Here is a 23,063-nt window from a genome sequence, read left to right as displayed (position 1 = left end):
TTTCAGTTTTGCTGGTTGTACCGGGTGCATTCTCAAAAGACACCCATTCAGTAGAAGAAAATTGAACCTAGCCGCCAATCTTGTGGCTTACCGCATTTTCTTGCTGGTTAAGGCTCTTTTGTTCCTGCTTGGTTATGTGCCCTTTATTCTGGCTAGCCATGTCCCGCTCTTCCTGACGAATCTGGCGGTCTTCCTTATGCAGATTGGCCGCCTGTCCCTTGGTCATTTCGCCTTCTTTGACTTCGTTATGGATTCGCTTGTTCTGGTTGGCCAGACGACTATTTACCTCGGCTCGACGCGGGTGATCTTTTTTCCACTGGCCATCAGCAGCCATTGCATTACCGGCAACCATACCCACAACGACGGACAACAAAACAGCAGCAAGCTTCTTAGACATGTTTGATTCCTACTGAACGCTTTAAGGGCTGGCCCGGTTGATTTGATCAGTACCGCCGGCCATGTAGTTACTGAGTCGTCCCTGGTTTCATAGACACGATTCAGTCTCGCCAGTTCACTATTACTGAAGCCAAAAGGGAGCTGTGCAGTACAGGATCTCTAAGGATAGTCGAGCCTCGATGTTCAAAAAAAATGCAAAAAAAAAGCCAGCGCGGTGCGCTGGCCTTTTTTCTGGCTCACCTCTCGGGAGGGAGCCGGACTCATTTATAAGTGTAAATGAGCAACTACTGTGTGAACCAACAACAGATCAGAAGTCCAGGTTAGAGACTGCCAACGCGTTGCTTTCGATGAAGTCTCGGCGTGGTTCGACCGCATCACCCATCAGGGTGTTGAAGATCTGGTCCGCGCCAATGGCGTCTTCGATGGTCACTTTGAGCATCCGGCGCGAGCCTGGATCCATGGTGGTTTCCCACAGCTGATCCGGGTTCATCTCACCCAGACCTTTGTATCGCTGGATGGTGTGACGCTTGGTGCTTTCGGCCATCAACCATTCAAGAGCTTCCTTGAACTCAGTGACGGCTTTCTTGCGCTCGCCGCGCTGAATGTAAGCGCCTTCGTCCAGCAAGGTGCTCAACTGAGCGCCCAGGGAGACGACGGTCTTGTAGTCGTTGCTGCCGAAGAAGTCGCGGTTGAAGGTGACGTAGTTCGACAGGCCGTGGGAGATCAGTTCGACCTCTGGCAGCCAGACGTTACGTTCACGGTCTTCACGCAGGCTGGCTTTGTAGACCAGGCCGGATTTCTCGACGGTGCGCAGGCGAACTTCGTACTGGGCCAACCAGTTCTGCATCGCTGCGTGATCGGACAGTTGGTCCATGCTCACCGCTGGCAGGTAGATGAAGTGCTCGGTCAGCTCCTGCGGGTACAGGCGCGACAGACGCTTGAGGGTCTTCATTACCAGACGGAAGTCATTCACCAGACGCTCGAGGGCTTCGCCGGAGATACCCGGTGCTTCCTCGTTCAAGTGCAGGCTCGCATCTTCCAGGGCCGACTGCGTCATGTACTCTTCCATGGCGTCGTCGTCTTTGATGTATTGCTCTTGCTTGCCTTTCTTCACTTTGTACAACGGCGGCTGAGCGATATAGATGTAGCCACGCTCGATCAACTCCGGCAACTGACGGAAGAAGAAGGTCAGCAGCAGGGTACGGATGTGCGAACCGTCGACGTCAGCATCGGTCATGATGATGATGTTGTGATAACGCAGCTTGTCGATGTTGTACTCGTCGCGGCCGATGCCGCAGCCCAGCGCGGTGATCAAGGTGCCGACTTCTTGCGAAGAGATCATCTTGTCGAAACGAGCCTTCTCGACGTTCAGGATCTTGCCCTTGAGGGGCAGAATCGCCTGGGTCTTGCGGTTACGTCCCTGCTTGGCGGAGCCGCCAGCAGAGTCACCTTCCACGAGGTACAGTTCGGACAGGGCAGGGTCTTTTTCCTGGCAGTCCGCCAGTTTGCCCGGCAGGCCGGCGATATCCAGCGCGCCTTTACGACGGGTCATCTCGCGAGCTTTACGCGCTGCTTCACGAGCACGGGCCGCATCGATCATCTTGCCGACAACCAGCTTGGCTTCGTTCGGGTTTTCCAACAGGAAGTCGGAGAAGTATTTGCCCATTTCCTGTTCGACCGCAGTCTTCACTTCGGAAGAAACCAGCTTGTCTTTGGTCTGGGAGCTGAACTTGGGATCCGGCACCTTGACCGAAATGATCGCGGTCAGGCCTTCACGGGCATCGTCACCGGTGGTGGCGACTTTGTGCTTCTTCGCCAGGCCTTCTGCTTCGATGTAGGTGTTCAGGTTACGCGTCAGTGCCGAACGGAAACCCACCAGGTGAGTGCCGCCATCGCGCTGGGGAATGTTGTTGGTGAAGCACAACAGGTTCTCGTTGAAGCTGTCGTTCCACTGCAAGGCGATTTCCACGCCGATGCCGTCTTCACGCTGGACGTTGAAGTGGAACACCTGGTTGACCGGAGTCTTGTTGGTGTTCAGGTATTCAACGAATGCACGCAGGCCGCCTTCGTACTTGAACAGCTCTTCCTTGCCGCTGCGCTCGTCCTTGAGGACGATGCCGACACCGGAGTTGAGGAAGGACAGTTCACGAATCCGCTTGGCCAGAATGTCCCAGCTGAAGTGGATGTTCTTGAAGGTTTCAGCCGAAGGCTTGAAGTGGATCTGCGTACCGGTAGATCCGCTTTCGCCAACGATTTTCATCGGCTCTTGCGGAACACCGTGGACGTAAGTCTGTTCCCAGATTTTGCCGCTGCGGCGAACGGTCAGGATCAACTCTTCCGACAGGGCGTTTACAACCGACACACCTACACCGTGCAGACCGCCGGATACTTTGTAGGAGTTGTCATCGAATTTACCGCCGGCGTGCAGCACGGTCATGATGACCTCGGCCGCCGAGACGCCTTCTTCTTTATGCACGTCTACCGGGATGCCACGACCGTTGTCGCGCACGGTGATGGATTCGTCCGGGTGGATGATGATACTGATGTCGTCGCAATGACCAGCCAAAGCTTCGTCGATCGAGTTATCGACCACCTCGAACACCATGTGGTGCAGACCGCTGCCATCGTCGGTGTCACCAATGTACATACCGGGACGTTTGCGTACGGCATCCAGGCCTTTCAGCACTTTAATGCTCGTTGAGTCGTACGTATTTTCTTCGCTCATGCCTTCACTCCCGATGGTCGTGGGTCTGGGTGATACGGCCCTGTTCCACGTGGAACAGGGCGACTGGCGTTTCCGTCTGCCAGCCTTCCCTCAATAATTCATGATCTACACAGGTGATAAAAACCTGGCAGCGTAAGTCTTCCAGCAAACGGCAAAGCGCGCGGCGGTGCTGCTCATCCAGCTCGGACGGCAAGTCATCCACCAGATAAATACATTGGCCGCGCCGGGCCTGGCTGACCAAATGCCCTTGGGCAATCCGCAATGCACAAACCACCAACTTCTGCTGACCACGAGACAAGATGTCCGCGGCATTGTGTGCGCCCAATCGAAGACGCAAATCAGCGCGTTGTGGTCCGGCCTGGGTATGCCCCATTTGCTGATCCCGGTGAACGGACGCGGCGAGCACTGCACTCAGCTCTCGCTCTTTGTCCCAACCCCGGTAATAGCTAAGCGTTAAGCCCTCGAGTTCGACGAGTTCGCTCAAGGTCTGTTCAAAGACTGGTTTCAAGGCTTTGATATAAGCGCGGCGGTATTCATCAATTTCAGCGCTGGCCTGGCACAATTCTCTGTCCCAAACCGCTTGCGAAACGGCGTCAAGTGTACCATGCCGCAGCCAAGAGTTTCTCTGGCGCAGGGCCTTCTGCAAGCGCTGCCAGGTAGACATGAAACGTGGTTCCACGTGGAACACACCCCAATCGAGAAACTGTCGGCGAATTTTCGGTGCGCCTTCCAACAGGCGGAAGCTGTCGGGGTTGATCAATTGCAGCGGCAGGATTTCTGCCAGTTGCGCAGCACTGCGGGCGTTCTGCCCGTCGATGCGAATCTGGAACTCCCCTTGGCGGTCCCGGGATATCCCCAGCGCGCTGTGTCCACCTTCGGCCAATTCGACCTGGCCAAACACCGTGCACGCTAACTGCTCGTACTGGATGACTGGTAAAAGGCGGCTGCTACGAAACGAACGGGCGAGCCCCAGCAGATGGATGGCTTCCAGAACACTGGTTTTGCCGCTGCCGTTGGCGCCGTACAGGATGTTGATGCGGGGAGAGGGGGAGAAGGTCACCGGGTGCAGATTGCGCACCGCGGTGACCGAGACACGACTGAGGGACATCTAGCGTCTGCTGAACATGTTTACAGGCGCATCGGCATGACAACATAAGCCGAGTCGTCGTTGTCGGACTCTTGCACCAGCGCGCTGCTGTTGGAGTCAGACAGGATCAAACGCACTTGCTCAGTAGTCATCACGCCCAGCACGTCGAGCAGATAGCTCACGTTGAAGCCGATTTCCAGCGAGCCCCCGTTGTACTCAACGCCAACTTCTTCTTCCGCCTCTTCCTGTTCCGGGTTGTTCGCCTGGATCTTCAGCTGACCGTTGGCCAGTTGTAGGCGAATGCCGCGGTACTTCTCGTTGGACAGAATCGCGGTACGGCTGAACGCTTCACGCAGTGCCTGACGATCGCCCAATACCAGCTTGTCGCCACCTTTGGGCAGAACGCGCTCGTAATCAGGGAATTTGCCGTCGACCAGTTTCGAGGTAAAGGTGAACTCGCCGGTGGTAGCGCGAATATGGTGCTGGCCCAAAACGATGCTGACATTGCCATCCGGCTCGGTCAGCAAGCGCGCCAGTTCCAGAATACCTTTACGTGGAACGATCACCTGGTGACGATCCGGCTGGCCGATGTCAGCCTGCATCGAGCACATGGCCAGACGGTGACCGTCGGTGGCCACGGCGCGGATGATGCCGGCCGAGACTTCCAGCAACATGCCGTTGAGGTAATAGCGAACGTCCTGCTGAGCCATGGCGAAACTGGTACGTTCGATCAAACGACGCAGTTTGCTCTGCGCAAGAGTGCAGGTCAGCGAGCCTGGGCCTTCTTCCACTGTCGGGAAATCGTTGGCTGGCAACGTCGACAGGGTAAAGCGGCTACGGCCGGCTTTCACGACAAGTTTCTGCTCATCGACCTTGATGTCGATCAGCGCGTCGTTCGGCAGGCTCTTGCAGATGTCCATCAGCTTACGCGCCGGAACAGTGATTTCGCCCGGCTCGGCCGGTTCTTCGAGTTGCACACGACCGACCAGCTCGACTTCCAGGTCGGTACCGGTCAGCGACAACTGCTGGCCTTCGACAACCAGCAGCACGTTGGAAAGCACCGGCAAGGTCTGTCGGCGCTCGACGACGCCTGCGACCAGTTGCAGGGGTTTCAACAGGGCTTCGCGTTGAATGGTGAAATGCATGGTCTAGTCCCTTGCCTTAATTAGCTGCGCTGGTGTTCATCAAGTGGTCAGTGTACGCAGCAGGTTCTTGTAGTCCTCGCGGATGTCCGCGTCGGATTCCTTAAGTTCGTTGATCTTGCGGCATGCGTGCAAAACCGTGGTGTGGTCGCGACCGCCAAATACGTCGCCGATTTCCGGCAAACTGTGGTTGGTCAGTTCCTTGGACAGCGCCATGGCCACTTGCCGTGGACGTGCGACCGAACGCGAACGGCGCTTGGACAGCAAATCCGAAATCTTGATCTTGTAGTACTCAGCGACCGTGCGCTGAATGTTATCCACAGAGACCAGTTTGTCCTGAAGCGCCAACAGGTCCTTCAAGGATTCGCGAATCAACTCGATGGTGATATCGCGGCCCATGAAGTGCGAGTGGGCGATTACGCGTTTGAGCGCGCCTTCGAGTTCACGGACGTTGGAACGAATACGCTGGGCGATAAAGAACGCAGCATCATGCGGCAGGTCGACTTTGGCCTGGTCGGCTTTCTTCATCAGAATCGCGACACGGGTTTCCAGCTCCGGCGGCTCGACGGCGACCGTCAGGCCCCAGCCGAAGCGCGACTTCAAGCGCTCTTCAAGGCCTTCGATTTCTTTCGGATAACGGTCACTGGTGAGGATGACCTGTTGGCCACCTTCAAGCAGGGCGTTGAACGTGTGGAAGAACTCTTCCTGGGAACGTTCCTTGCGGGCGAAAAACTGAATGTCATCGATAAGCAGCGCATCGACCGAACGGTAGAAGCGTTTGAACTCGTTGATAGCATTCAGCTGCAACGCCTTGACCATGTCGGCCACGAAGCGCTCGGAATGCAGGTACACGACCTTGGCATTCGGGTTCTTCTTTAATAGGTGGTTACCCACAGCGTGCATCAAGTGGGTTTTACCCAAGCCAACGCCGCCATACAGGAACAGCGGGTTGTAACCGTGCTTGGGATTGTCCGCGACCTGCCAGGCTGCCGCACGGGCCAGTTGGTTGGACTTACCTTCGACAAAGTTCTCGAAGGTAAAGGTGCGGTTCAGGTAACTGGTGTGCTTGAGCGCGCCTTCGACCTGCACGGTGCGTTGTTCTGCACGTACCGGGGCCTGTTGCGAGCTGGCGCCGGCCATTGGGTCGAAGCTGTCGCGAGACGGTTCTTCGCTGACCTCGGCGGTTTTTTGTGTTGCTCGCTTGGTCGACGTGGCAGGTGCAGGCGCACTGACGGGTGCAGGTGCAGCCGCGGCCTGGGCTTGAGACGCCGCTGCGGCCAACGGTGCATTCGGCGCAGCACGAGGTGCTGAACTGCGTTTGCTGCCTATTAATAAGGAAAGCGCCGGCGCCATGCCATTGCCGTGCTCATCCAGCAGCTCGAGCACGCGGCTCAGGTACTTTTCGTTGACCCAGTCGAGAACAAAACGATTCGGTGCGTAGACACGCAACTCGTCGCCTTCGGCTTCGACCTGTAGTGGACGGATCCAAGTGTTGAATTGTTGGGCAGGCAGCTCATCGCGCAAAAGCTCCACGCACTGCTGCCAAAGTTCCACTGACACGGATATCCCCTAAGTTGAAAGCCGGTGAGGCAAAAACAAGCGGCCATTGTAGCGACCAGACGCCGACTTATCCACACGTAGGTTGCTCACGGGTGTCGAAGAATCAACGCTTTATACGTAAAAAAGACGACCAATGGTCTGTGCATAAGCCCTGTGGATAAACCTACCTAAGCTCATTGTACAAGTGGGGGGCAAACCCGGTGGATAACCTGCCTGTGGATAACCACCCATTCCACACACAGCTTATCCGACAGCGCAGCACAGGCTGACCACCGTTTTCCACTGTAGTTGTCATTCTCTGTACAGCACGGAATAGAAGGGCTAAAGGTAGTTATCCACAGAGGATGGCAGGCCTAGCTTTTATAAGCTTTACAGAAAAGCTTTAAATAATTCCCTTCTTTATTTTTATATCTAGCTGTCCACCTTTCAAGGACGAACCCTTCGGATATCCATTTAAAGGAAACGTTGGTTGGAAATTGACCTAGAGGCTTGCTTTCTCTAGAATCCCCGGTCTCTTAAAACGGGGGCCATTCCGGCCCGTTGTGGACGAACCAGGTAACACGACATGAAACGTACTTTCCAACCAAGCACTATCAAACGCGCTCGTACCCACGGTTTCCGTGCTCGCATGGCTACCAAGAACGGCCGTGCCGTCCTGTCGCGTCGTCGCGCCAAAGGTCGTGCGCGTCTGGCAGTTTGATAATCCGGTACTGGAGGTGAGTCAGGACTTCAGTCGGGAAAAGCGTTTGCTTACCCCCCGGCATTTCAAGGCAGTCTTTGACTCCCCTACCGGCAAGGTTCCGGGGAAAAATCTCCTGCTCCTTGCACGCACCAACGATCTCGATCACCCCCGCCTAGGGCTGGTTATCGGGAAAAAGAGTGTGAAGCTCTCCGTTGAGCGCAATCGCCTCAAGCGTTTGATGCGCGAATCATTTCGCCTCCACCAGGATTCTCTGGTTGGTTGGGATATCGTTATCGTCGCGCGCAAAGGTTTGGGTGATGTAGAAAACCCCGAATTGATTCAGCATTTCGGCAAACTCTGGAAACGTCTGGCACGCAGCACGCCGGTACCAGCAGTCAAAACCGAAACTGTAGGGGTAGACAGCACTGATGCGTAAACTGGCGCTCGTTCCGATCCAGTTTTATCGCTATGCCATTAGTCCTTTGATGGCCAGCCACTGTCGTTTCTACCCCAGTTGTTCCTGCTACGCGTATGAAGCCATAGAAAATCATGGCCTTCTGCGCGGTGGCTGGCTGACCTTTCGTCGTTTAGGTCGCTGTCATCCGTGGAATCCCGGTGGTTATGACCCGGTTCCATCTATCCCTACCTCCCGTTCTTCTTCGATGGCCGAGTAATCATGGATATTAAACGCACGATCCTGATCGTCGCCCTGGCAATCGTGTCCTACGTTATGGTTCTGAAATGGAACCAGGACTATGGTCAGGCTGCCTTGCCGACTCAGAATGTTGCTTCCAATCAGGCTGCCCCGGCTATTCCGGATACGCCACTTGGTAACAATGCTGCCGCCAGTGCCGATGTACCCAGCGCGAATACCGATATCAGTGCCCCTGCCGCAACGCCGGTAGTCACCAATAAAGATCTCATCCATGTCAAAACGGATGTGCTCGAACTGGCTATCGATCCTCAAGGTGGTGATATCGCCCAGCTGATGCTGCCGCTGTATCCACGTCGTCAGGACCATCCGGAAATTCCGTTCCAGCTGTTTGATAACGGTGGCGAACGTACTTACCTGGCTCAAAGCGGCCTGACCGGTACCAACGGTCCGGATGCTCGTGCTACCGGTCGTCCGGTTTACTCGACCGAACAGAAAACTTATCAACTGGCTGATGGCCAGAACCAGCTCAACGTTGACCTGAAATTCAGCGACGCTGGCGTCAATTACATCAAGCGCTTCAGCTTTACTCGCGGTCTGTACGATCTGAAAGTCACTTATCTGATCGACAACACCAGCGATAAAGCCTGGACGGGCAATCTGTTTGCCCAGCTCAAGCGCGATGCAAGTGCCGATCCTTCTTCGACTACCGCTACCGGCACTGCCACTTACCTGGGCGCTGCCCTGTGGACAAGTGCAGAGCCGTACAAAAAAGTGTCGATGAAAGATATCGACAAGGCGTCGTTGAAAGAAACCGTTAACGGTGGCTGGGTCGCCTGGCTGCAACACTACTTCGTGACTGCCTGGATTCCAGCCAAGAACGACAGCAACGTGGTGCAGACTCGCAAAGACAGCCAAGGCAACTACATCATCGGTTTCACTGGCCCGGTATTGTCCGTTGCGCCAGGTGCCAAGGCTGAAACCAGCGCTACGTTGTACGCAGGTCCGAAAAGCCAGGCGATACTGAAAGAGTTATCCCCAGGTCTGGAACTGACGGTCGACTACGGCATTCTGTGGTTCATCGCCCAGCCGATCTTCTGGCTGTTGCAACATATCCACGCGATCGTTGGTAACTGGGGCTGGTCGATCATCTTCTTGACCATGCTGATCAAGGGGATCTTCTTCCCGCTGTCGGCTGCCAGCTACAAATCCATGGCGCGCATGCGTGCAGTGGCACCGAAACTGGCTGCGCTGAAAGAGCAACATGGCGATGACCGGCAGAAAATGTCGCAAGCCATGATGGAGCTGTACAAGAAAGAGAAGATCAATCCACTGGGTGGTTGCTTGCCAATCCTCGTGCAGATGCCGGTTTTCCTTTCGCTGTACTGGGTACTCCTGGAAAGCGTGGAAATGCGCCAGGCACCGTTCATGCTGTGGATTACTGACCTGTCGATCAAGGATCCGTTCTTCATTCTGCCGATCATCATGGGCGCAACCATGTTCATCCAGCAGCAGCTGAACCCGACTCCTCCGGATCCGATGCAGGCCAAGGTGATGAAGCTGATGCCAATCATCTTCACCTTCTTCTTCCTGTGGTTCCCTGCGGGTCTGGTGCTGTACTGGGTTGTGAACAACTGCCTGTCCATCACCCAACAGTGGTACATCACACGTAAGATTGAAGCGGCTACCAAAAAAGCGGCGGCATAACTTACTCTGTGGATAACCACTCAAAACGCCCCCTAGTGGGGCGTTTTGCTATCCGTCATTTTTATCTGGATATCGAATCATGAGCACTCCTCGTGAAACCATTGCCGCCGTCGCCACTGCTCAAGGCCGTGGCGGTGTCGGTATCGTCCGTATTTCCGGTCCGCTGGCGAGTGTTGCGGCGAAAGCCATCAGCGGTCGCGAACTGAAACCACGGTTCGCCCATTACGGCCCGTTTCTCAGTGAAAACGAGGATGTGCTGGACGAAGGCATCGCCTTGTATTTCCCTGGACCGAATTCATTCACCGGTGAAGATGTACTGGAACTCCAGGGCCATGGTGGTCCGATCGTTCTGGATATGTTGCTGCAGCGCTGCCTGCAATTGGGTTGCCGTCTGGCCCGGCCGGGTGAATTCAGCGAACGCGCGTTCCTCAACGACAAACTCGACCTGGCCCAGGCCGAAGCCATCGCCGATTTGATCGAAGCGAGTTCTGCACAGGCAGCCCGAAATGCACTGCGTTCGTTGCAAGGCGCATTTTCGCAGCGTGTGCATAACCTCACCGAGCAGTTGATTGCATTGCGGATCTACGTTGAGGCGGCAATCGACTTCCCTGAAGAAGAAATCGACTTCCTTGCCGATGGTCACGTGCTGAAGATGCTCGATGCAGTGCGCGATGAGTTATCCACCGTGTTGCGTGAAGCCGGGCAGGGTGCATTGCTGCGTGACGGCATGACTGTGGTGATTGCCGGTCGCCCTAACGCCGGAAAATCCAGCCTGCTCAATGCATTGGCTGGCCGTGAAGCGGCGATTGTTACCGAGATTGCCGGCACGACCCGGGATATCCTGCGCGAACATATCCACATCGATGGTATGCCTCTGCATGTGGTCGACACCGCTGGTTTGCGCGACACCGAAGACCAGGTCGAGAAAATTGGCGTGGAACGGGCATTGAAAGCCATCAGCGAGGCAGATCGGGTGTTGCTGGTGGTCGATGCCACTGCGCCTGAAGCGCTCGATCCTTTTGCCTTGTGGCCTGAATTCCTCGAGCAACGCCCGGATCCGGCCAAAGTGACCTTGATCCGCAACAAGGCAGACCTGACCGGAGAAGCGATAGCGCTGGAAGTCAGTGAAGATGGCCACGTGACCATCAGCTTGAGCGCCAGGTCGGCAGGTGAAGGCCTGGAGCTGCTGCGCGATCATCTCAAGGCCTGCATGGGCTATGAGCAGACCTCGGAAAGCAGCTTCAGCGCCCGCCGACGTCACCTGGAAGCCCTGCGCCATGCCAGTGCTTCACTCGAACATGGCCGCGCGCAGCTGACCTTGGCCGGTGCCGGAGAGCTGCTGGCTGAAGATTTGCGTCAGGCACAGCAGTCGTTGGGTGAAATTACCGGCGAATTCAGCTCCGACGACCTGTTGGGCAGGATCTTTTCCAGCTTCTGTATCGGTAAATAACCTCACCTCTCCCTCCGTGGGAGCCGAGCTTGCTCGCGAGGCGGCGTGTCTGACACGCCGTGTTGCTTAAATCGCAGGCAAGCCAGCTCCCACGAATCCGTGTATCCCCCAGATTTTTCGCATTGCCGAGCGGCATCGATCGCTTCGGTGGTTTTTCCGTGGGCGGAATTTGCTCCATTCAGCGCTTTTCTGTGGATTAAGCCCTGTGAATAACTGCCACTGAGCACGGTTGATAACAGGGCTTCAAAACTGAGGAAAACCACCTCTGTGGATAACCACCCCATTCATCCACAGGTTTACACCGGTTATCCAAGGGCCTCCTTGGCACATGACCACAGGCTTTCATTCCTCTGTACACATTGAAAATAAAGGGCTACATAGATCTATCCACAGAAAAGTTGCTCTATAGAAATAAACATAAAAACAAAGATTTAATAAATTTCTTTCTTTTTAATTTCTATTGTCCGTGACTTACCCACAGCTGGTTAAATTTTGTGCAAAGGGTTCTTTAGGAAGGGCGAAGTCCCTATACTTGTCGACCAGGTCCGAAAACCTGAGCTCAAACTATTCCTGATTACCCAACTGAAGCAGGCACGAGGTGCGTGGTGGATTTCCCTTCCCGTTTTGAAGTGATCGTCATCGGCGGCGGTCATGCCGGTACCGAGGCAGCACTTGCATCAGCACGTATGGGGGCAAAAACCCTGTTGCTGACGCATAACGTGGAAACCCTCGGAGCAATGAGCTGCAACCCCGCGATTGGCGGGATCGGCAAAAGCCATCTGGTCAAGGAAATCGATGCCCTTGGCGGTGCGATGGCCATGGCTACCGATAAAGGTGGTATTCAATTTCGCGTCTTGAACAGCCGCAAAGGCCCAGCCGTGCGCGCTACTCGCGCCCAGGCCGATCGCGTTCTGTACAAGGCCGCTGTACGCGAGATTCTCGAGAACCAGCCGAACCTGTGGATATTTCAACAGGCCGCCGACGACCTGATCGTCGAACAGGAGCAAGTGCGTGGTGTTGTCACCCAAATGGGCCTGCGGTTCTTCGCAGACTCCGTGGTGTTGACCACTGGCACCTTCCTCGGTGGACTTATCCACATCGGTTTGCAGAATTTTTCCGGCGGTCGCGCCGGTGATCCACCATCGATCGCACTGGCTCACCGTCTGCGTGAACTGCCATTGCGTGTGGGTCGTTTGAAAACCGGTACTCCGCCGCGTATCGACGGCCGCTCTGTGGATTTCTCGGTGATGACCGAGCAACCGGGCGATACGCCAATCCCGGTGATGTCGTTCATGGGCAACAAGGAACAGCATCCACAGCAGGTCAGTTGCTGGATTACCCATACGAATGCGCGTACCCACGAAATCATTGCCGCGAACCTCGACCGTTCGCCTATGTATTCTGCTGCCGGTGAGATCGAAGGCATCGGCCCGCGTTACTGCCCGTCGATCGAAGACAAGATTCACCGCTTTGCCGACAAGGAAAGCCATCAGGTCTTCATCGAGCCGGAAGGTTTGACCACCCACGAGCTGTACCCGAACGGGATATCCACATCCTTGCCGTTCGACGTGCAATTGCAGATCGTGCAATCGATTCGCGGCATGGAAAACGCTCATATCGTTCGCCCGGGCTACGCCATCGAGTACGACTACTTCGATCCGCGCGACCTGAAGTACAGCCTCGAAACCAAAGTTATTGGTGGTCTGTTCTTCGCCGGACAAATCAACGGCACCACCGGTTACGAAGAAGCCGGGGCCCAAGGTTTGCTGGCCGGGGCCAACGCAGCATTGCGTGCCCAGGGCAAAGACAGCTGGTGCCCGCGTCGCGACGAAGCGTACATCGGCGTATTGGTCGACGACCTGATTACCCTGGGTACCCAGGAACCGTATCGGATGTTTACGTCCCGTGCCGAATACCGTTTGATCCTGCGCGAAGACAACGCCGACCTGCGCTTGACCGAAAAAGGTCGCGAGCTGGGTCTGGTGGACGACGTGCGCTGGGCGGCTTTCTGCAAAAAACGCGAAAGCATCGAAGTGGAAGAGCAACGTCTGAAAAGCACCTGGGTTCGCCCCGGTACGGAGCAGGGCGATGCGATTGCCGAAAAGTTCGGCACGCCGCTGACCCACGAATACAACTTGCTGAACCTGCTGACCCGTCCGGAAATCGACTACGCTGGTCTGATCTCGGTGACAGGTGCCGGTGCAGAAGATCCACAGGTCGCCGAGCAGGTCGAAATCAAGACCAAATACGCCGGTTACATCGACCGCCAGCAAGATGAAATTGCTCGCCTGCGGGCCAGTGAAGACACCAAATTGCCTGTGGATATCGATTACACGAACATCTCCGGTCTCTCCAAAGAGATCCAGAGCAAGCTCGGCGCGACCCGTCCAGAGACCCTGGGCCAGGCTTCGCGGATACCGGGCGTGACCCCGGCAGCGATTTCGCTGTTGATGATTCATTTGAAAAAACGCGGCGCGGGCCGTCAGTTGGAGCAAAGCGCTTGAGTTCGTTGGTCACCTCGCAACATGCCGAAGAGTTATCCACAGGTGCTCGCCAGCTCGGTGTGAGCCTGACAGAAACCCAGCACGCGCAGCTGCTGGGTTATCTGGCCCTGTTGATCAAATGGAACAAGGCTTACAACCTGACCGCCGTGCGTGATCCGGACGAAATGGTTTCGCGGCACCTGCTCGACAGCCTGAGCGTGATGTCCTTCATCGAAAACGGTCGCTGGCTGGATGTTGGCAGTGGCGGCGGCATGCCGGGTATTCCACTGGCGATCCTGTTTCCCGAGTCGCAAGTGACGTGCCTGGACAGCAACGGCAAGAAAACCCGCTTCCTGACTCAGGTCAAACTCGAACTCAAACTGGATAACCTGCAAGTTATCCACAGTCGCGTCGAAGCCTTCACGCCTGAACTGCCGTTCAACGGGATTATTTCCCGGGCATTCAGCAGCATGGAGAACTTCAGCAACTGGACTCGCCACTTGGGCGATAGCGACACGCGTTGGCTGGCAATGAAGGGCGTTCATCCCGCCGATGAGCTGGTAGCATTGCCGGCAGACTTCCACCTCGATAGCGAACACGCCCTGGCCGTACCCGGTTGCCAAGGCCAACGCCATCTGCTGATACTGCGCCGCAGGGCATGATTGGGAACACAAGCAAGAATGGCTAAGGTATTCGCGATAGCGAACCAAAAGGGTGGTGTGGGCAAGACCACCACCTGCATCAACCTCGCAGCATCCCTGGTCGCGACCAAGCGCCGGGTGTTGTTGATCGATCTTGATCCACAGGGCAACGCCACCATGGGTAGCGGTGTGGATAAACACGGCCTGGAAAACTCGGTCTACGACCTGTTGATCGGCGAATGCGATCTGGCCCAGGCCATGCACTTTTCCGAACACGGTGGTTACCAGTTGTTGCCGGCCAACCGCGATTTAACCGCGGCTGAAGTCGTTCTGCTGGAAATGCAGATGAAGGAAAGCCGTCTGCGCAGCGCTTTGGCGCCGATCCGTGAGAACTACGATTACATTTTGATCGACTGCCCACCGTCGCTGTCGATGCTCACGCTCAATGCTCTGGTTGCCTCCGACGGGGTAATTATCCCCATGCAGTGCGAGTATTTCGCGCTCGAAGGGTTGAGCGACCTTGTGGATAACATCAAGCGCATCGCTGAGCTGCTGAACCCGAACCTGAAAATCGAAGGCCTGCTGCGGACCATGTATGACCCGCGCCTGAGCCTGATGAACGATGTGTCGGCGCAGCTCAAGGAACACTTCGGCGAGCAACTGTACGACACCGTGATACCGCGCAACATCCGTCTGGCCGAAGCGCCAAGTTATGGCATGCCGGCGTTGGCCTATGACAAACAATCCCGTGGCGCACTGGCCTATCTGGCCCTGGCGGGCGAGATGGTTCGTCGTCAACGCAAAAATTCACGCATTGCCGCTGCTCAGGCAACTTAAGGAATCCCCATGGCCGTCAAGAAACGAGGTCTCGGACGTGGACTGGATGCACTGCTGAGTGGTCCGACCGTCAGTTCGCTTGAAGAGCTGGCGGTGCAGGCCGATCAGCGTGAGCTGCAACACCTGCCGCTGGACCTGATCCAGCGCGGCAAGTACCAGCCGCGTCGGGATATGGATCCCCAGGCGCTGGAAGAACTGGCACAGTCGATCAAGGCCCAAGGCGTGATGCAGCCGATCGTGGTTCGCCCGATCGGTGCTGGCCGCTTTGAAATCATCGCCGGTGAACGCCGCTGGCGTGCCAGCCAGCAGGCTGGCCAGGAAACCATCCCGGCGATGGTGCGCGATGTGCCGGATGAAACCGCAATCGCCATGGCGCTGATCGAGAACATTCAGCGCGAAGACCTCAATCCGATCGAGGAAGCGGTCGCCCTGCAGCGTTTGCAGCAGGAATTCCAGCTGACTCAGCAGCAAGTTGCCGAGGCTGTGGGTAAATCCCGCGTGACGGTGGCCAACTTGTTGCGCCTGATTGCATTGCCGGAAGTCATCAAGACCATGCTGTCCCACGGCGACCTGGAAATGGGTCATGCCCGGGCTTTGCTCGGGTTGCCGGAAAATCAACAGGTCGAGGGGGCGCGACATGTTGTCGCACGTGGCCTCACCGTGCGTCAGACCGAGGCCCTGGTTCGCCAGTGGTTGAGTGGTAAACCGGCGCCCGCCGAACCCTCGAAACCGGACCCGGATATCGCTCGTCTCGAACAACGCCTGGCAGAGCGCCTAGGCTCTGCGGTGCAGATCCGCCACGGGAAGAAGGGCAAAGGGCAGTTGGTGATTGGCTACAACTCCCTTGACGAGCTTCAAGGCGTCCTCGCACATATCCGCTGAAACATTTCCTCATGTAGCGCGACGTTCGAAATCACTACCTGACAGTTGAATAGGGGCTGAACCGCCCCTATACTCTGCGCGCATTTTGTCGGCACAAATTATGCCAAGTTATTGAATTCTGGCAGCCGGCCTTTGAGGAGCAAAAGTGATGGAAACCCGCACGCCAAACCGCTTGCCGTTCCATCGCTTGGCGGTTTTTCCCGTGTTATTGGCGCAATTTGTCGTTTTGCTGCTTGCAGCGACGGCGCTCTGGCGATGGCATGGAGTCGTAGCCGGATACTCAGGACTCTGCGGAGGTCTGATAGCCTTGCTTCCCAATGTTTATTTCGCTCACAGGGCATTTCGGTTTTCCGGCGCCCGAGCAGCTCAAGCCATTGTCCGGTCTTTTTATGCCGGCGAGGCAGGCAAACTGATTTTGACGGCAGTGCTCTTTGCATTGACGTTCGCAGGTGTGAAGCCACTGGCGCCGCTAGCTGTATTCGGCGTCTTCGTGCTGACCCAACTGGTCAGCTGGTTCGCTCCCCTGCTGATGAGAACAAGACTTTCGAGACCTTAGGGCGTTTGAGGCAACCATGGCAGCAGAATCCGCTTCGGGCTATATCCAGCACCACTTGCAAAACCTGACCTTCGGTCAGCTACCTACCGGCGGCTGGGGTTTTGCCCACACCGCAGCAGAAGCCAAGGCAATGGGCTTCTGGGCTTTCCACGTCGATACCCTCGGCTGGTCGGTCGCGTTGGGGCTGATCTTCGTTCTTCTTTTCCGCATGGCGGCGAAGAAGGCGACTTCCGGCGTACCAGGTGCCTTGCAGAACTTCGTTGAAGTATTGGTCGAATTTGTCGACAGCAGCGTGAAAGACAGCTTCCATGGCCGTAGCCCGGTGGTTGCACCTTTGGCACTGACCATCTTCGTCTGGGTGTTCATGATGAACGCCATCGACCTGGTACCGGTCGACTGGATCCCGCAACTGGCTGCGGCCATTTCCGGCAACCACGAGATTCCGTTCCGCGCCGTATCGACCACCGACCCGAACGCTACGCTGGCCATGGCCTTCTCGGTGTTCGCGCTGATCATTTTCTACAGCATCAAAATCAAGGGCATCGGCGGCTTTATCGGCGAACTGACCCTGCACCCGTTCGGCAGCAAGAACATTTTTGTTCAGGCGCTGCTGATTCCGGTGAACTTCCTGCTGGAATTCGTGACGCTGATTGCCAAGCCAATCTCGCTGGCACTGCGTCTGTTCGGCAACATGTACGCTGGCGAGCTGGTGTTTATCCTGATCGCCGTGATGTTCGGCAGCGGCCTGCTCTGGCTTAGCGGCCTGGGCATTGTGCTGCAGTGGGCGTGGGCTGTGTTCCACATCCTGATCATCACCCTGCAGGCGTTTATCTTCATGATGCTGACCATCGTCTACCTGTCGATGGCGCACGAAGAGAACCATTAAGACCGGCTTCGGCTAGTCTGATGTCCCTCTCGCCTCGGCGAGAGGGGGCCCGTACCGGGCTCGATGAAACGATTTGTTTTACCGCTTTAATCTAAAAAACCTAAACCATACGACGTAAAAGTCGGGAGGAAAGATGGAAACTGTAGTTGGTCTAACCGCTATCGCTGTTGCACTGTTGATCGGCCTGGGCGCACTGGGTACCGCAATTGGTTTCGGCCTGTTGGGTGGCAAGTTCCTGGAAGGCGCAGCGCGTCAGCCAGAAATGGTTCCAATGCTGCAAGTTAAAATGTTCATCGTTGCCGGTCTGCTCGACGCCGTAACCATGATCGGCGTTGGTATCGCTCTGTTCTTCACCTTCGCGAACCCTTTCGTTGGTCAACTCGCTCACTAATCACTCGGATTTTCGAGTTGAGCAAGTCTGATGGACAACGAACGAGCGAGGTGTTGGCGTGAACATTAATGCAACCCTGATTGGCCAGTCCGTTGCGTTCTTCATTTTTGTACTGTTTTGCATGAAGTTCGTGTGGCCTCCGGTCATCGCGGCTTTGCACGAACGTCAGAAGAAGATCGCGGATGGACTGGACGCTGCCGCCCGAGCAGCTCGCGACCTGGAATTGGCCCAAGATAAAGCGGGTCAACAACTGCGCGAAGCTAAAGCTCAGGCAGCCGAAATCATTGAGCAAGCCAAGAAGCGCGGTAATCAGATCGTCGAAGAGGCTGTTGATAAAGCCCGTGTCGACGCTGAACGTGTGAAATTGCAGGCTCAGGCCGAGATCGAACAGGAACTGAACAGTGTCAAAGACGCGCTGCGTGCCCAACTGGGTGCACTGGCCGTTGGCGGCGCCGAGAAGATCCTGGGTGCCACAATCGATCAAAACGCGCACGCGGAGCTGGTAAACAAACTGGCTGCTGAAATTTAAGCGAGGGCGATCATGGCAGAACTGACCACGTTGGCCCGACCTTACGCTAAGGCAGCCTTCGAGCATGCCCAGGCCCACCAGCAACTGGCCTCTTGGTCAGCCATGCTCGGCCTGGCTGCAGCAGTGTCGCAAGACGACACCATGCAGCGCGTGCTCAAGGCCCCGCGACTGACGAGCGCAGACAAGGCCGCCACGTTTATTGACGTGTGCGGCGACAAGTTTGATGCCAAGGCACAGAACTTCATCAACGTCGTTGCCGAAAACGACCGTCTCCCGCTTTTGCCGGAGATATCCGCTCTGTTCGACCTGTACAAGGCCGAACAAGAGAAGTCGGTAGACGTTGAAGTGACCAGTGCTTTCGCGTTGAACCAAGAACAGCAAGACAAACTCGCCAAGGTTCTCAGTGCACGACTCAACCGGGAAGTGCGCCTGCAAGTCGAGGAAGACAAATCCCTGATAGGGGGCATTGTCATCCGCGCCGGCGACCTGGTTATCGATGGCTCGGTTCGCGGCAAACTCGCGAACCTTGCCGAAGCATTGAAATCTTGAGTTTGAAGGGGCAGCAGAGCAATGCAGCAACTCAATCCTTCCGAAATAAGTGAAATTATCAAGGGCCGCATCGAAAAGCTCGATGTGACCTCCCAAGCCCGTAACGAAGGCACTGTCGTCAGCGTATCTGACGGCATCGTGCGGATTCACGGTCTGGCCGACGTAATGTACGGCGAGATGATCGAGTTTCCGGGCGGCGTCTACGGTATGGCCCTCAACCTGGAGCAAGACTCTGTAGGTGCCGTTGTATTGGGCTCTTACCAGACTCTGGCTGAAGGCATGAGCGCCAAGTGCACTGGCCGCATCCTTGAAGTTCCTGTTGGTAAGGAACTGCTGGGTCGCGTAGTCGACGCACTGGGTAACCCAGTTGACGGTAAAGGTCCGCTGAACAACACCGAGACCGATGCGGTCGAGAAAGTTGCTCCAGGCGTGATCTGGCGTAAGTCGGTAGACCAGCCTGTACAGACTGGCTACAAGGCTGTTGACGCCATGATCCCTGTCGGCCGTGGCCAGCGTGAGCTGATCATCGGTGACCGTCAGATCGGTAAAACCGCTCTGGCGATCGACGCGATCATCAACCAGAAAGACAGCGGCATCTTCTGCGTCTACGTAGCGATCGGTCAGAAGCAATCGACCATCGCCAACGTGGTTCGCAAGCTGGAAGAAAACGGCGCCTTGGCTAACACCATCGTCGTAGCTGCCAGTGCTTCGGAATCGGCTGCACTGCAATTCCTGGCACCGTACTCCGGTTGCACCATGGGCGAATATTTCCGCGACCGCGGTGAAGACGCGCTGATCGTTTATGACGATCTGTCCAAGCAAGCAGTGGCTTACCGCCAGATTTCCCTGCTGCTGCGCCGTCCACCAGGCCGTGAAGCCTACCCAGGCGACGTGTTCTATCTCCACTCCCGTCTGCTGGAGCGCGCATCCCGCGTTTCGGAAGAGTACGTAGAGAAGTTCACTAACGGTGCCGTGACTGGCAAGACCGGTTCCTTGACCGCTCTGCCAATCATTGAAACCCAGGCTGGCGACGTTTCCGCGTTCGTTCCGACCAACGTGATTTCGATCACCGACGGTCAGATCTTCCTGGAATCGGCCATGTTCAACTCCGGGATCCGTCCTGCAGTGAACGCCGGTGTTTCGGTATCCCGTGTGGGTGGTGCCGCTCAGACCAAGATCATCAAGAAGCTTTCCGGTGGTATCCGTACCGCTCTGGCTCAGTACCGTGAACTGGCTGCATTCGCCCAGTTCGCTTCTGACCTGGACGAAGCCACTCGCAAGCAGCTTGAGCACGGTCAGCGCGTTACCGAGCTGATGAAGCAGAAGCAATATGCGCCGATGTCCATTGCCGACATGTCGTTGTCCCTGTATGCCGCTGAACGTGGCTTCCTGGTAGACATCGAGATTCCAAAAATCGGTAGCTTCGAGCAGGCGATGATTGCTTACTTCAACCGCGATCACGCCGAATTGATGGCGAAGATCAACGTGAAGGGTGACTTCAATGACGAAATCGACGCTGGCCTGAAAGCCGGTATCGAGAAGTTCAAGGCCACCCAAACCTGGTAAGCCGCAGCGGGGGCCGAGAGGCTCCCGCTTGCTAACCTGATAGGTGTTACATGGCAGGCGCAAAAGAGATTCGCAGTAAGATTGCGAGCATCAAAAGCACGCAAAAAATTACCAGCGCCATGGAAAAAGTGGCGGTCAGCAAAATGCGCAAGGCACAAATGCGCATGTCGGCTAGCCGTCCTTACGCGGAGCGCATCCGCCAGGTTATTGGTCATCTGGCCAACGCTAACCCGGAATATCGCCACCCGTTCATGATCGAGCGTGCTATCAAGCGCGTTGGTTATGTCGTCGTGAGCAGTGACCGTGGTCTGTGTGGTGGCTTGAACACCAACCTGTTCAAGGCTTTGGTCAAGGACATGGCGGTAAACCGCGAACAAGGCGTCGAGATCGATCTGTGCGTGATTGGTAGCAAAGGTGCGGCTTTCTTCCGCAACTTCGGCGGTAACGTCGTTGCAGCTATCAGCCACCTGGGTGAAGAGCCGTCGATCAATGATCTGATCGGCAGCGTCAAGGTGATGCTGGATGCCTACCTGGACGGCCGTATTGACCGCCTGTGCGTGGTGTCCAACAAGTTCATCAACACCATGACGCAACAGCCTACCGTGGAGCAGTTGATTCCACTGGTGGCGACCCCGGATCAAGAACTCAAGCACCACTGGGACTATCTCTACGAACCGGATGCCAAGGAGCTGCTTGACGGCTTGATGGTCCGCTACGTGGAGTCGCAGGTCTACCAGGCGGTGGTCGAGAACAACGCAGCTGAACAAGCGGCGCGGATGATCGCAATGAAGAACGCTACCGACAACGCCGGTGACTTGATCAGCGATTTGCAGCTGATCTACAACAAGGCGCGTCAGGCTGCGATCACCCAAGAGATCTCGGAAATCGTCGGCGGCGCTGCCGCGGTTTAACGGTTCAAATATTCAGAGGATCCAGCTATGAGTAGCGGACGTATCGTTCAAATCATCGGCGCCGTTATCGACGTGGAATTTCCACGCGACAGCGTACCGAGCATCTACAACGCGCTGGAAGTACAAAGCGCGGCCGGAACTACGCTTGAAGTTCAGCAGCAGCTGGGCGACGGCGTGGTTCGTACCATTGCGATGGGCTCCACCGAGGGCTTGAAGCGTGGTCTGGAAGTCAAGGACTCCGGCGCAGCCATCTCCGTACCGGTCGGTAAAGCGACCCTGGGCCGGATCATGGACGTACTGGGTAACCCGATCGACGAAGCTGGCCCGATTGACACCGAAGAACGCTGGGGCATTCACCGTCCTGCGCCGTCCTTCGCTGAACAAGCTGGCGGCAACGACCTGCTGGAAACCGGCATCAAGGTTATCGACCTGGTTTGCCCGTTCGCCAAGGGCGGTAAAGTCGGTCTGTTCGGTGGTGCCGGTGTAGGCAAAACCGTAAACATGATGGAACTGATCCGTAACATCGCCATCGAGCACAGCGGTTATTCCGTGTTCGCCGGTGTGGGTGAGCGTACTCGTGAGGGTAACGACTTCTACCACGAGATGAAGGACTCCAACGTTCTGGACAAAGTGGCACTGGTTTACGGTCAGATGAACGAGCCGCCGGGAAACCGTCTGCGCGTAGCACTGACCGGCCTGACCATGGCCGAGAAGTTCCGTGACGAAGGTAACGACGTTCTGCTGTTCGTCGACAACATCTATCGTTACACCCTGGCCGGTACTGAAGTATCCGCACTGCTGGGCCGTATGCCTTCTGCAGTAGGTTACCAGCCGACCCTGGCTGAAGAGATGGGCACTCTGCAAGAGCGCATCACTTCCACCAAAAACGGTTCGATCACCTCGATCCAAGCGGTATACGTACCTGCGGATGACTTGACTGACCCGTCGCCAGCGACCACCTTCGCCCACTTGGACGCCACCGTCGTTCTGTCCCGTGACATCGCTTCCCTGGGTATCTACCCAGCGGTAGATCCACTGGATTCGACTTCGCGTCAGCTGGACCCGAACGTGATCGGTCAGGACCACTACGACACCGCTCGCGGCGTTCAGTATGTTCTGCAGCGTTACAAAGAACTGAAGGACATCATTGCGATCCTGGGTATGGACGAGCTGTCGGAAACCGACAAGCAGTTGGTATCCCGCGCTCGTAAGATCCAGCGCTTCTTGTCGCAGCCGTTCTTCGTGGCTGAAGTCTTCACCGGTGCATCGGGTAAATACGTTTCCCTGAAAGACACCATTGCTGGCTTCAAAGGCATCCTCAACGGTGACTACGACCACCTGCCAGAACAAGCGTTCTACATGGTCGGCGGCATCGAAGAAGCGATCGAGAAAGCCAAGAAACTGTAATCCAGGCGCCCGGCGACGGGCGCT

General features: G+C 56.2%; 22 protein-coding genes. 17 read left to right on the top strand and 5 right to left on the bottom strand.

Annotation, left to right across the window (positions count from 1 at the left end):
- Nucleotides 1-67: 67 nt before the first annotated feature.
- From AC3WK5_RS11335 to dnaA, 5 genes are all read right to left on the bottom strand, one after another.
- A complete protein-coding gene (locus AC3WK5_RS11335) occupies nucleotides 68-397 on the bottom strand; it encodes a hypothetical protein (RefSeq protein ID WP_103314865.1) in 330 nt (109 codons plus the stop codon).
- Nucleotides 398-703: 306 nt separating this feature from the next.
- Nucleotides 704-3,121 (bottom strand): DNA topoisomerase (ATP-hydrolyzing) subunit B, encoded by a 2,418-nt coding sequence (gene gyrB, locus AC3WK5_RS11330; RefSeq protein ID WP_019694408.1) that lies wholly within the window; start codon nucleotides 3,119-3,121, stop codon nucleotides 704-706.
- A 4-nt stretch (nucleotides 3,122-3,125) separates the two neighbouring features.
- The gene (recF, locus tag AC3WK5_RS11325) at nucleotides 3,126-4,229 is read right to left on the bottom strand and encodes a DNA replication/repair protein RecF (protein ID WP_054594865.1); all 1,104 of its coding nucleotides are present in this window, start codon (nucleotides 4,227-4,229) and stop codon (nucleotides 3,126-3,128) included.
- Between the two features lie 20 nt (nucleotides 4,230-4,249).
- A complete protein-coding gene (gene dnaN, locus AC3WK5_RS11320; protein ID WP_095081049.1) occupies nucleotides 4,250-5,353 on the bottom strand; it encodes a DNA polymerase III subunit beta in 1,104 nt (367 codons plus the stop codon).
- Between the two features lie 39 nt (nucleotides 5,354-5,392).
- On the bottom strand, nucleotides 5,393-6,910 hold the full coding sequence (gene dnaA, locus AC3WK5_RS11315; protein ID WP_103314864.1) for a chromosomal replication initiator protein DnaA: 1,518 nt from the start codon (nucleotides 6,908-6,910) through the stop codon (nucleotides 5,393-5,395).
- Nucleotides 6,911-7,475: 565 nt separating this feature from the next.
- Here dnaA and rpmH point away from each other — a divergent pair.
- The 17 genes from rpmH to atpD all read left to right on the top strand — a co-directional run bounded on the left by rpmH (nucleotide 7,476) and on the right by atpD (nucleotide 23,039).
- On the top strand, nucleotides 7,476-7,610 hold the full coding sequence (gene rpmH, locus AC3WK5_RS11310; RefSeq protein WP_003213577.1) for a 50S ribosomal protein L34: 135 nt from the start codon (nucleotides 7,476-7,478) through the stop codon (nucleotides 7,608-7,610).
- Nucleotides 7,611-7,626: 16 nt separating this feature from the next.
- Complete coding sequence (gene rnpA / locus AC3WK5_RS11305; RefSeq protein WP_031319651.1) at nucleotides 7,627-8,028, top strand: ribonuclease P protein component; 402 nt, start codon at nucleotides 7,627-7,629, stop codon at nucleotides 8,026-8,028.
- Nucleotides 8,021-8,266: a membrane protein insertion efficiency factor YidD gene (gene yidD / locus AC3WK5_RS11300; protein ID WP_052966011.1), complete on the top strand. Its 246-nt coding sequence runs from the start codon at nucleotides 8,021-8,023 to the stop codon at nucleotides 8,264-8,266. Before rnpA ends, yidD begins: the two co-directional genes overlap by 8 nt.
- A gap of 2 nt (nucleotides 8,267-8,268) precedes the next feature.
- A complete protein-coding gene (yidC, locus tag AC3WK5_RS11295; protein WP_054594863.1) occupies nucleotides 8,269-9,951 on the top strand; it encodes a membrane protein insertase YidC in 1,683 nt (560 codons plus the stop codon).
- A gap of 79 nt (nucleotides 9,952-10,030) precedes the next feature.
- Nucleotides 10,031-11,401 carry a tRNA uridine-5-carboxymethylaminomethyl(34) synthesis GTPase MnmE gene (gene mnmE / locus AC3WK5_RS11290; protein WP_054594862.1) on the top strand — a complete coding sequence of 457 codons (1,371 nt, stop codon included), beginning with the start codon at nucleotides 10,031-10,033 and terminating at the stop codon, nucleotides 11,399-11,401.
- A 605-nt stretch (nucleotides 11,402-12,006) separates the two neighbouring features.
- Nucleotides 12,007-13,905 carry a tRNA uridine-5-carboxymethylaminomethyl(34) synthesis enzyme MnmG gene (mnmG, locus tag AC3WK5_RS11285; RefSeq protein ID WP_103314863.1) on the top strand — a complete coding sequence of 633 codons (1,899 nt, stop codon included), beginning with the start codon at nucleotides 12,007-12,009 and terminating at the stop codon, nucleotides 13,903-13,905.
- On the top strand, nucleotides 13,902-14,546 hold the full coding sequence (gene rsmG, locus AC3WK5_RS11280) for a 16S rRNA (guanine(527)-N(7))-methyltransferase RsmG (RefSeq protein WP_103314862.1): 645 nt from the start codon (nucleotides 13,902-13,904) through the stop codon (nucleotides 14,544-14,546). Before mnmG ends, rsmG begins: the two co-directional genes overlap by 4 nt.
- An 18-nt stretch (nucleotides 14,547-14,564) precedes the next feature.
- Nucleotides 14,565-15,362: a ParA family protein gene (locus AC3WK5_RS11275; RefSeq protein WP_019694399.1), complete on the top strand. Its 798-nt coding sequence runs from the start codon at nucleotides 14,565-14,567 to the stop codon at nucleotides 15,360-15,362.
- A gap of 9 nt (nucleotides 15,363-15,371) precedes the next feature.
- Nucleotides 15,372-16,244 carry a ParB/RepB/Spo0J family partition protein gene (locus tag AC3WK5_RS11270; RefSeq protein ID WP_103314861.1) on the top strand — a complete coding sequence of 291 codons (873 nt, stop codon included), beginning with the start codon at nucleotides 15,372-15,374 and terminating at the stop codon, nucleotides 16,242-16,244.
- A 148-nt stretch (nucleotides 16,245-16,392) separates the two neighbouring features.
- Complete coding sequence (locus AC3WK5_RS11265) at nucleotides 16,393-16,800, top strand: F0F1 ATP synthase subunit I (RefSeq protein ID WP_054594857.1); 408 nt, start codon at nucleotides 16,393-16,395, stop codon at nucleotides 16,798-16,800.
- 16 nt (nucleotides 16,801-16,816) lie between these two features.
- Complete coding sequence (gene atpB, locus AC3WK5_RS11260; RefSeq protein ID WP_054594856.1) at nucleotides 16,817-17,686, top strand: F0F1 ATP synthase subunit A; 870 nt, start codon at nucleotides 16,817-16,819, stop codon at nucleotides 17,684-17,686.
- 133 nt (nucleotides 17,687-17,819) lie between these two features.
- Nucleotides 17,820-18,077, top strand: a complete 258-nt coding sequence (gene atpE / locus AC3WK5_RS11255) for a F0F1 ATP synthase subunit C (RefSeq protein ID WP_019694395.1) — start codon at nucleotides 17,820-17,822, stop codon at nucleotides 18,075-18,077.
- A gap of 58 nt (nucleotides 18,078-18,135) precedes the next feature.
- A complete protein-coding gene (locus tag AC3WK5_RS11250) occupies nucleotides 18,136-18,606 on the top strand; it encodes a F0F1 ATP synthase subunit B (RefSeq protein WP_054594855.1) in 471 nt (156 codons plus the stop codon).
- 12 nt (nucleotides 18,607-18,618) lie between these two features.
- A complete protein-coding gene (locus tag AC3WK5_RS11245) occupies nucleotides 18,619-19,155 on the top strand; it encodes a F0F1 ATP synthase subunit delta (protein ID WP_054594854.1) in 537 nt (178 codons plus the stop codon).
- 21 nt (nucleotides 19,156-19,176) lie between these two features.
- Nucleotides 19,177-20,721, top strand: coding sequence for a F0F1 ATP synthase subunit alpha (atpA, locus tag AC3WK5_RS11240; RefSeq protein ID WP_054594853.1), 1,545 nt, complete (start codon nucleotides 19,177-19,179; stop codon nucleotides 20,719-20,721).
- A gap of 50 nt (nucleotides 20,722-20,771) precedes the next feature.
- Nucleotides 20,772-21,632 carry a F0F1 ATP synthase subunit gamma gene (atpG, locus tag AC3WK5_RS11235; RefSeq protein ID WP_054594852.1) on the top strand — a complete coding sequence of 287 codons (861 nt, stop codon included), beginning with the start codon at nucleotides 20,772-20,774 and terminating at the stop codon, nucleotides 21,630-21,632.
- 27 nt (nucleotides 21,633-21,659) lie between these two features.
- The gene (gene atpD, locus AC3WK5_RS11230; RefSeq protein ID WP_019694391.1) at nucleotides 21,660-23,039 is read left to right on the top strand and encodes a F0F1 ATP synthase subunit beta; all 1,380 of its coding nucleotides are present in this window, start codon (nucleotides 21,660-21,662) and stop codon (nucleotides 23,037-23,039) included.
- Nucleotides 23,040-23,063: the final 24 nt, after the last annotated feature.

The organism is Pseudomonas sp. FW306-02-D09B (assembly GCF_058782685.1).
Note: the sequence above shows the minus strand (reverse complement) of the source record. Positions and strands in the feature narration are given on the sequence as shown.

Bases quoted from the DNA above. Each gene is read 5' to 3' on its own strand.
- AC3WK5_RS11270 (WP_103314861.1), top strand. From the start codon at position 15,372: ATGGCCGTCAAGAAACGAGGTCTCGGACGTGGACTGGATGCACTGCTG.
- AC3WK5_RS11265 (WP_054594857.1), top strand. From the start codon at position 16,393: ATGGAAACCCGCACGCCAAACCGCTTGCCGTTCCATCGCTTGGCGGTT.
- dnaN (WP_095081049.1), bottom strand. From the start codon at position 5,353: ATGCATTTCACCATTCAACGCGAAGCCCTGTTGAAACCCCTGCAACTG.
- yidC (WP_054594863.1), top strand. From the start codon at position 8,269: ATGGATATTAAACGCACGATCCTGATCGTCGCCCTGGCAATCGTGTCC.
- AC3WK5_RS11275 (WP_019694399.1), top strand. From the start codon at position 14,565: ATGGCTAAGGTATTCGCGATAGCGAACCAAAAGGGTGGTGTGGGCAAG.
- rpmH (WP_003213577.1), top strand. From the start codon at position 7,476: ATGAAACGTACTTTCCAACCAAGCACTATCAAACGCGCTCGTACCCAC.
- AC3WK5_RS11245 (WP_054594854.1), top strand. From the start codon at position 18,619: ATGGCAGAACTGACCACGTTGGCCCGACCTTACGCTAAGGCAGCCTTC.
- atpE (WP_019694395.1), top strand. From the start codon at position 17,820: ATGGAAACTGTAGTTGGTCTAACCGCTATCGCTGTTGCACTGTTGATC.
- AC3WK5_RS11335 (WP_103314865.1), bottom strand. From the start codon at position 397: ATGTCTAAGAAGCTTGCTGCTGTTTTGTTGTCCGTCGTTGTGGGTATG.
- atpG (WP_054594852.1), top strand. From the start codon at position 20,772: ATGGCAGGCGCAAAAGAGATTCGCAGTAAGATTGCGAGCATCAAAAGC.
- atpD (WP_019694391.1), top strand. From the start codon at position 21,660: ATGAGTAGCGGACGTATCGTTCAAATCATCGGCGCCGTTATCGACGTG.
- atpB (WP_054594856.1), top strand. From the start codon at position 16,817: ATGGCAGCAGAATCCGCTTCGGGCTATATCCAGCACCACTTGCAAAAC.
- recF (WP_054594865.1), bottom strand. From the start codon at position 4,229: ATGTCCCTCAGTCGTGTCTCGGTCACCGCGGTGCGCAATCTGCACCCG.
- mnmE (WP_054594862.1), top strand. From the start codon at position 10,031: ATGAGCACTCCTCGTGAAACCATTGCCGCCGTCGCCACTGCTCAAGGC.
- yidD (WP_052966011.1), top strand. From the start codon at position 8,021: ATGCGTAAACTGGCGCTCGTTCCGATCCAGTTTTATCGCTATGCCATT.
- atpA (WP_054594853.1), top strand. From the start codon at position 19,177: ATGCAGCAACTCAATCCTTCCGAAATAAGTGAAATTATCAAGGGCCGC.
- gyrB (WP_019694408.1), bottom strand. From the start codon at position 3,121: ATGAGCGAAGAAAATACGTACGACTCAACGAGCATTAAAGTGCTGAAA.